Annotated in this window: 8 protein-coding genes and 1 pseudogene; 2 read left to right on the top strand and 7 right to left on the bottom strand. The window is 49.3% G+C overall.

The annotated features are described in order from the left end of the window. Positions 1-192 precede the first annotated feature (192 nt). Positions 193-1,034, top strand: a protein-coding gene (locus tag ACGF5R_RS15295; protein ID WP_387691607.1) for an IS5 family transposase whose coding sequence is annotated in 2 segments (ribosomal slippage) — positions 193-535 and positions 535-1,034 — 843 coding nt in all. Because the reading frame shifts where the segments join, the coding sequence is not laid out codon by codon here. A gap of 26 nt (positions 1,035-1,060) precedes the next feature. On the opposite strand, the gene ACGF5R_RS15290 is transcribed toward ACGF5R_RS15295, so the two are convergent. The 7 genes from ACGF5R_RS15290 to ACGF5R_RS15260 form a co-directional block, all read right to left on the bottom strand. Beyond that, entirely contained in the window at positions 1,061-1,420 is a 360-nt protein-coding gene (locus ACGF5R_RS15290) for a hypothetical protein (protein WP_387691598.1), read from the bottom strand. A 156-nt stretch (positions 1,421-1,576) separates the two neighbouring features. Then, on the bottom strand, positions 1,577-1,858 hold the full coding sequence (locus tag ACGF5R_RS15285; RefSeq protein ID WP_387691596.1) for a hypothetical protein: 282 nt from the start codon (positions 1,856-1,858) through the stop codon (positions 1,577-1,579). Positions 1,859-1,902: 44 nt separating this feature from the next. After that, entirely contained in the window at positions 1,903-2,343 is a 441-nt protein-coding gene (locus ACGF5R_RS15280; protein WP_387691594.1) for an antirestriction protein, read from the bottom strand. A 286-nt stretch (positions 2,344-2,629) separates the two neighbouring features. Next, positions 2,630-2,920 (bottom strand): hypothetical protein, encoded by a 291-nt coding sequence (locus tag ACGF5R_RS15275; protein WP_387691592.1) that lies wholly within the window; start codon positions 2,918-2,920, stop codon positions 2,630-2,632. A gap of 10 nt (positions 2,921-2,930) precedes the next feature. Next, positions 2,931-3,146, bottom strand: a complete 216-nt coding sequence (locus ACGF5R_RS15270; RefSeq protein ID WP_387691590.1) for a hypothetical protein — start codon at positions 3,144-3,146, stop codon at positions 2,931-2,933. A 186-nt stretch (positions 3,147-3,332) separates the two neighbouring features. Next, the gene (locus ACGF5R_RS15265) at positions 3,333-3,812 is read right to left on the bottom strand and encodes a hypothetical protein (RefSeq protein ID WP_387691589.1); all 480 of its coding nucleotides are present in this window, start codon (positions 3,810-3,812) and stop codon (positions 3,333-3,335) included. After that, complete coding sequence (locus ACGF5R_RS15260; RefSeq protein WP_387691587.1) at positions 3,805-4,305, bottom strand: hypothetical protein; 501 nt, start codon at positions 4,303-4,305, stop codon at positions 3,805-3,807. Before ACGF5R_RS15260 ends, ACGF5R_RS15265 begins: the two co-directional genes overlap by 8 nt. A gap of 519 nt (positions 4,306-4,824) precedes the next feature. On the opposite strand from ACGF5R_RS15260, the pseudogene ACGF5R_RS15255 reads away from it, so the two are divergent. Next, positions 4,825-5,830, top strand: a pseudogene (locus ACGF5R_RS15255) (IS110 family transposase). The last annotated feature ends 170 nt before the right edge of the window (positions 5,831-6,000 follow it).

The raw sequence follows: 6,000 nt of genomic DNA, 5'->3' as shown, positions 1-6,000 counted from the left end.
GAAAAATATCACTGTCCATGTATATAGAATGGACAGTGATTGATTATTTTCCAGATTTTTTAACGTGTGTGAGATGATTTTCCTACACTAACCCCTCATAGTAACGCATACATTAGCATTAGTATTAGGCTGTGTCCCTTAATGTAAGTTGATAGTATTATCATCTAATTAGTTTAATACTGGAAAAAGATGATGGCCCGCTACGACATTCCTGATGACGCTTGGATATTGATAGAACCTTGTTTGCCCCCTGTACATTCAAAGCGAGCAGGACGTCCACATGTTGAACACCGCCGTGTGATGAATGGGATGTTCTGGGTGTTATGCTCAGGGGCACCGTGGCGCGATTTACCTGAGCGCTATGGTCCCTGGAAAACGGTCTATAATCGATTTAACCGCGGGTCAAAATCGGGCATTATCAACAAGATATTTAATCGGTTACTGTCCATTCTTGATGAAAAAGGCTTGATTGACTGGTCTGAAATTTGCCTGGATGGGAGCAATATTCGCGCCAGTAAAGATGCCGCAGGGGCAAAAAAAAACATCCTGATATCGCTGACGATCATGCGCTGGGCCGCTCCCGCGGTGGTTATGGCACCAAAATCCACCTGGCAACCGACGGAAAAGGTTTTCCCCTCAACCTGATTTTAACGGCGGGGCAAGCTCACGAAAGTCAATCTGCAATCCCGTTGCTCGACGGCATTGGTATACAACGTAAAAATGGTTTCATGAAAAGGCGTGGCAAAGCGGTACTGGCAGATAAAGGCTATTCGGGGGGAAAACGCCGCGGTTATCTGCGTAAGCTGAGAATTAAAAGCATTATTCCGTATAAAATCAACGAAAAAGGCAGTGCAGATGGCCGTACGCAATTTGATAAACAAGCGTATCGTGACCGCAATGTTGTTGAACGCGGCTTCAGTTTTCTTAAAAGCAATCGACGTATTGCAACACGTTATGAAAAAACAGCGCGAAACTATCTGTCGATGGTGAAATTAGGCTGTATTAGGCTCTTTTACAGACGATTAAATAATTAAGGGACACAGCCTAGTATTTAGATGGGTCATCCCGCCCCGGTATTTCTGGACGTCCTGATTTTCGCCTGATAACCTCGCTTTACCCTCTCAATATTCGCCATGGTGGTTATCCAGTAACGTTGTGCGGCGGGGCGATATCTGGCGGCAACCTGCTCTATGATATCTGGAGCGCTGTCAGCACTCGATTTCAGAGCTTTTTCAAAGTCTTTTACGAACGAAATTGCAAAGGTAAAATCACGATGAATAAGCTGATTTGTTTTAGGATTTCGCCACTCTACCTGAACGGATTCGGAAGAGTATTCGATCACCTCAATCTGATTTTTTACACCGAGGTAATCAGCGATGGCCATCACTGCATTAACTTTTTTCTGGTCTGCTTCTCTCATTTCCACTCCTTCGCCAGTCGGGGCGCTACCGGAATCAGCCCCTTGCCGATTCAGTAATTAAATTATACGTCTAACGAGCCATTAAATCAACTCATCAGACGTATTTTTTACTGAAAAAAATGTTCATAATTGAACATTATTATTATTCATAGTTTATTAAATCGGCCGCAATTTGGGCTTGTTGTAGGTGATCCGGTAGTCTTTGCACTGCCCGTTCTGCCGCAGGAACTCCAGCGAGACTACGTTAGCGGCGGCATAGTTGAGGCACATGATGGTTTCCAGCGCCTCGAACAGGTCAGCACCATCAGCCAACGGGAACCAAAGATCGCTGTCGCTGCCGCTAAGTTTATCGTGTACGCAGAAATGCACTGCACGCACACCGCCAAATTCCGTGACCAGCACTGTGTTGCTGGCGCGTATGTCAGTTTGAGTTAACATGCTTCCCCCTGTCAGTATTGGCCCCCTTCACGGGGGCCGTAGTGTCAGTCAATCGCGCGGTAAATCAAACCGGCTTCTGCGTGCTGGTCGGCATACAACTTGAGCTTTTCCTGCTGGGTGATCAGCATGTCACAGATGTGCTCATAGCCTGCATCATGTGCGTGCCAGATCATGTGGTTCAGGGTGAACAGCGTCAGCACGATGCCGGTAGCTTCTGCGGACAACTCCCCTTCAAACCAGTTGCCGCTAACCGATACAGTGAAACGCTCTGCGCTCAGCGGGTACATAAAGCCGCTACCGCAAGACAGTTCGACAAACTCCCATGAACCACCTTCATACCCCGCACAAAGGGTTCGGGCGTGGTTGTAGACACCCGCCTCACCTGTGAGGTACCAGGCACCAAATAAGCGAGGCAGGAAGGCCATACGGCGGTTAGTGGGGATAATGTTTGCAGTGATGGGATGTTGAATAGTTTCATTTGACATTTGCTGTACTCCTGCGCCAGCCGGGGCGCTACCGCGAAAGACCTGATTGCCTTTCGATGTAATTATTATACGTCTAATGAGCCATTATCACAACAAATTTTTCGCGGATTTTCATTTTAATTTCGGGAGACTCCTTCCCCTGTAATTTTTATTTTGAAGAGGTTCAGAGTTCGGGAAAAGGGAGACGGAGGAGCGGTTTTGGTTCGTCCTGTCCCGTAGACGCCCCGATGCACGCTCAGAGCGATTCTCAGCGCCTCCATTCATAACCTCCACACAAACGCCGTAATTATTCTTTTCGGGCGTCAGGAAGCGATACGCGCAGGATTAGGGCTATACACCGGTGTCGGTGCATAACATAAACACCTGCGCAGAGAGCTATCAGCAGCGAGGCGAGCAGCAACGTTCCCGGCTTGCATGGCAGGCTGATGACATAGGGCAGCAGCATGGCAACACATACCACCGCAATCGCCACTAATGAGCCTCTGATAACGGGTGGCAGACTGGTCCGGGCCTGACGCGCAGCCAACATCCGCTCATATTTCTTTAGCGGATTCTGAGCCTTTGTCTTCTGTTTCACAGTACACCTCCTACGGGGTTGCAGTCATCACGAACGCACCGTTCGGGCGCTGCAGACGGATGATGTCACGATTGTGCGTGTCCTTTTCACGGATGATCCGCCAGGTTTCAGTAACGGCACCGGTTGGCTGATTCAGTCGTACCTTCACCTCAGTACGATCCTCTGACAGTACAATGCAGCCCTTCTGGTCAGTTTCAGCTGCGTGGTCAGCTAAGCTGGCAGTCATCAAATCCCGATACCAGCACCGCGTGGCCATTAATGTATACCTGATAGCCGGGGGAAATCACGGGTACTGGCTGAGGCTCTTTCGGGAAATAATCGGCCAGGTCGCAACCCGTAAGCGTTACAGGCGCAAAATAAGTAGCCGGCGTATCGTAATCATAATGGTCCTCTTAATTCAGGCTTGCCGGTGTTATTTCACCTTCTCAACCAGCTTCAGTGAAGGATGTTCACCGGCCAGAAGCAGAAGGAAATTGAACTCACCAGACTTGAGCTTAACGCCGCGCTGCGCCGCCTTCTCTTTGGTCTGCCAGGACGCCGGCTTATAGCCAAACAGCGCCGCAATTTCCGCATGTTTCAGCCCCAGCGCCATACGTAACCGGCGAACGTCTGCGGCCATGGCAGGATCTTTTACCATGTCATCTGGGCTGAATACCTTATCAAGACAGTAATCAGGATGAACGCCGGTGATCAGCATAAGCATGTTGTATTCGCCAGGACGGAGACTGGTTTTGTTATACTGACTGAGATCGTCGCTGATGGCTTCCTTTCGCTGCCAGGCGCGCAGTTCGTATCCCATTACCGCCCCTAACGCGGTTTCCGTCATGCCCATTTTTTCACGGATCGCCTTCACCGTTTCTGGCTGCGGTACCACGCTAACCATCTTAATCATTACCTTTCTCCCAGAAGTCAGAATTCAGAAATATTTTCACCTGGCGCGTGCGGGGGTAATCCTGATGCTTCAGCCCCTCGCGCGTGTCCGACAGGAACTGAGTTTCCTGCTGAACCTTATTGATTTTGCCGTTCCATTTGCGAGCCAGCGCCCGGAATGTGCCATTCTCCAGTTGATATACCTCAAACGTGTACTTGTTCGGGCCACTCCAGCCCTCGTCGTAATAAACCTGTTTCATATGGCCTTCCTGATAATTGCGCCCCGTTAAGGTGAATTCCCGGCTGCAATTGCTGAACCAGTTCCCGCAGGGCATACCCGGTGGCCGGTTGCATTTTTCCTGTCTGGATAGGAAAGGGCGTGAAGGCAGGTAGCAATCTGATTTCAGGTCAAGCCGGCATGGCATGTTCCGGAGGGTGTTGAACCGCTGCAGCAGGCAATGGCTATCTGTGGCCGCCGGCGCGGCACGGGAAACTAACAGGGGAAATAATTGCATGGGTTTTACTCCTTCGCCAGTCGGGGCGCTACCGAAAAATGAGGCCTGATAATACGACGAATGAGCCATATAAATCAAGCTAAATATCAGGCGGCAGGAATTCTGCCGCTACTGTATGTCAGTAGGAGAATGTAGGGCCAGATGGGGAACTGAGAGAACACGGCAAAAGAGTATTAAAATCTTAGCGCTAACTGAGTACCCATTTTTTTCCTCATCAGCTTTGAACCCTATCGGGGGATGGGCAAAAATAGCCAATATAAGGAGAGCATAAAAATCCGTGGGGCACTTTGTTCAATTGGCGATAGAATGAACAAATAAACATACTTATCCGGCTCCTCACCATGAAAACCTACGTTGTTAATTGAGCATTGGTATCCGGGCGTAAAATTAGGTGACGAAACGGAGCATTCTTGGACAGAAAAGATTGCTGCATAAATGCCCCAAGGTAATGAGATGGCTCCCCTCACTCTAACGGCAGTATATTAGCAGAGTGATTATCTTTGATAAGAGGCTACCATCATGAACACTATCGCACTGATTGGCATCGATCTCGGCAAGCATTCTTTTCATGTCCATTGTCAGGAGCAATCGGGAAAAGCCCTGCTACGTAAAAAATTCACCCGAACTAAATTGATGGAATTCTTAGCCGATTGCTCTCCGGCAACGGTTGTGATGGAAGCCTGTGCTGGCGCGCATTTCATGGCAAGGCGGATCGCTGATTTGGGGCATGAGGCTAAGCTGATTTCACCGCAGTTTGTCCGTCCTTTTGTCAAAAGTAACAAGAATGATTTTATTGACGCGGAAGCCATCTGTGAAGCCGCCTCACGACCTTCAATGCGTTTTGTTCAGCCCAGAACGGAAGCCCAACAAGCCATGCGAGCGTTGCATCGTGTCCGGGAATCACTGGTCCGGGATAAAGTCAAAACCACCAATCAGATGCAAGCTTTCCTGCTTGAGTTTGGCATCAGTATGCCCAAGGGGGATTGCCGTGATAAAACGACTCTCCACTGTTTTGGCCGAACATCCTCTTCCCCCTTATTTGGTGCAAATATTACTACGGTTACAGGCGCATTATCACTATCTGGTTGGGCAAATCACCGAGATTGAGACCGCACTGTCACAGGAAATCATTCAGGATGATACCGGACAACGGCTGATGACGATCCCCGGTATTGGTCCCATCACGGCGAGTGTGCTTTCCTCACAACTGGGTGATGGAAAACAATATTCTCGCAGCCGGGATTTTGCGGCCTCGACGGGTTTGGTTCCCCGCCAGTACAGCACCGGGGGAAGGACGACCTTATTGGGTATCAGTAAACGGGGTAATAAGACGCTCCGGCAACTGTTGGTACTCTGCGCCCGGTCATTCATGCAACAGATTGAGCACCGGCAGGGAAAACTGGCTGACTGGGTTAAGCAGCAGCTTGAACGAAAGCACTCTAATATCGTGGCCTGTGCATTGGCTAATAAACTCGCCCGGATAGCGTGGGCCATTACGACACAACACACGGTATTTGTCGCCTAAAGCTGGCGTCATTGTGAACCTATTTAAATGTTACCCCACTGGTTTTGCGAAGACTGATTATTGATGACATGAACGGCCTACCAGCCTGATGAGAAACCTAACATAAAAAATGGCTCTTTCAAGCCGACAAGGTTTTAAGGTTCATCAGGCGCGGAACTCATCGAGGCGCA

Source organism: Photorhabdus sp. RM71S (assembly GCF_042879355.1).
In the GTDB taxonomy this organism is placed as follows: domain Bacteria; phylum Pseudomonadota; class Gammaproteobacteria; order Enterobacterales; family Enterobacteriaceae; genus Photorhabdus; species Photorhabdus kayaii.
The sequence above is the reverse complement of the archived record's forward strand: the minus strand, read 5'-3'. Positions and strand labels throughout refer to the sequence as shown.

Coding starts and splice junctions, on each gene's coding strand:
- ACGF5R_RS15265 (WP_387691589.1), bottom strand. CDS start 3,812: ATGATTAAGATGGTTAGCGTGGTACCGCAGCCAGAAACGGTGAAGGCG.
- ACGF5R_RS15290 (WP_387691598.1), bottom strand. CDS start 1,420: ATGAGAGAAGCAGACCAGAAAAAAGTTAATGCAGTGATGGCCATCGCT.
- ACGF5R_RS15280 (WP_387691594.1), bottom strand. CDS start 2,343: ATGTCAAATGAAACTATTCAACATCCCATCACTGCAAACATTATCCCC.
- ACGF5R_RS15270 (WP_387691590.1), bottom strand. CDS start 3,146: ATGACTGCCAGCTTAGCTGACCACGCAGCTGAAACTGACCAGAAGGGC.
- ACGF5R_RS15285 (WP_387691596.1), bottom strand. CDS start 1,858: ATGTTAACTCAAACTGACATACGCGCCAGCAACACAGTGCTGGTCACG.
- ACGF5R_RS15260 (WP_387691587.1), bottom strand. CDS start 4,305: ATGCAATTATTTCCCCTGTTAGTTTCCCGTGCCGCGCCGGCGGCCACA.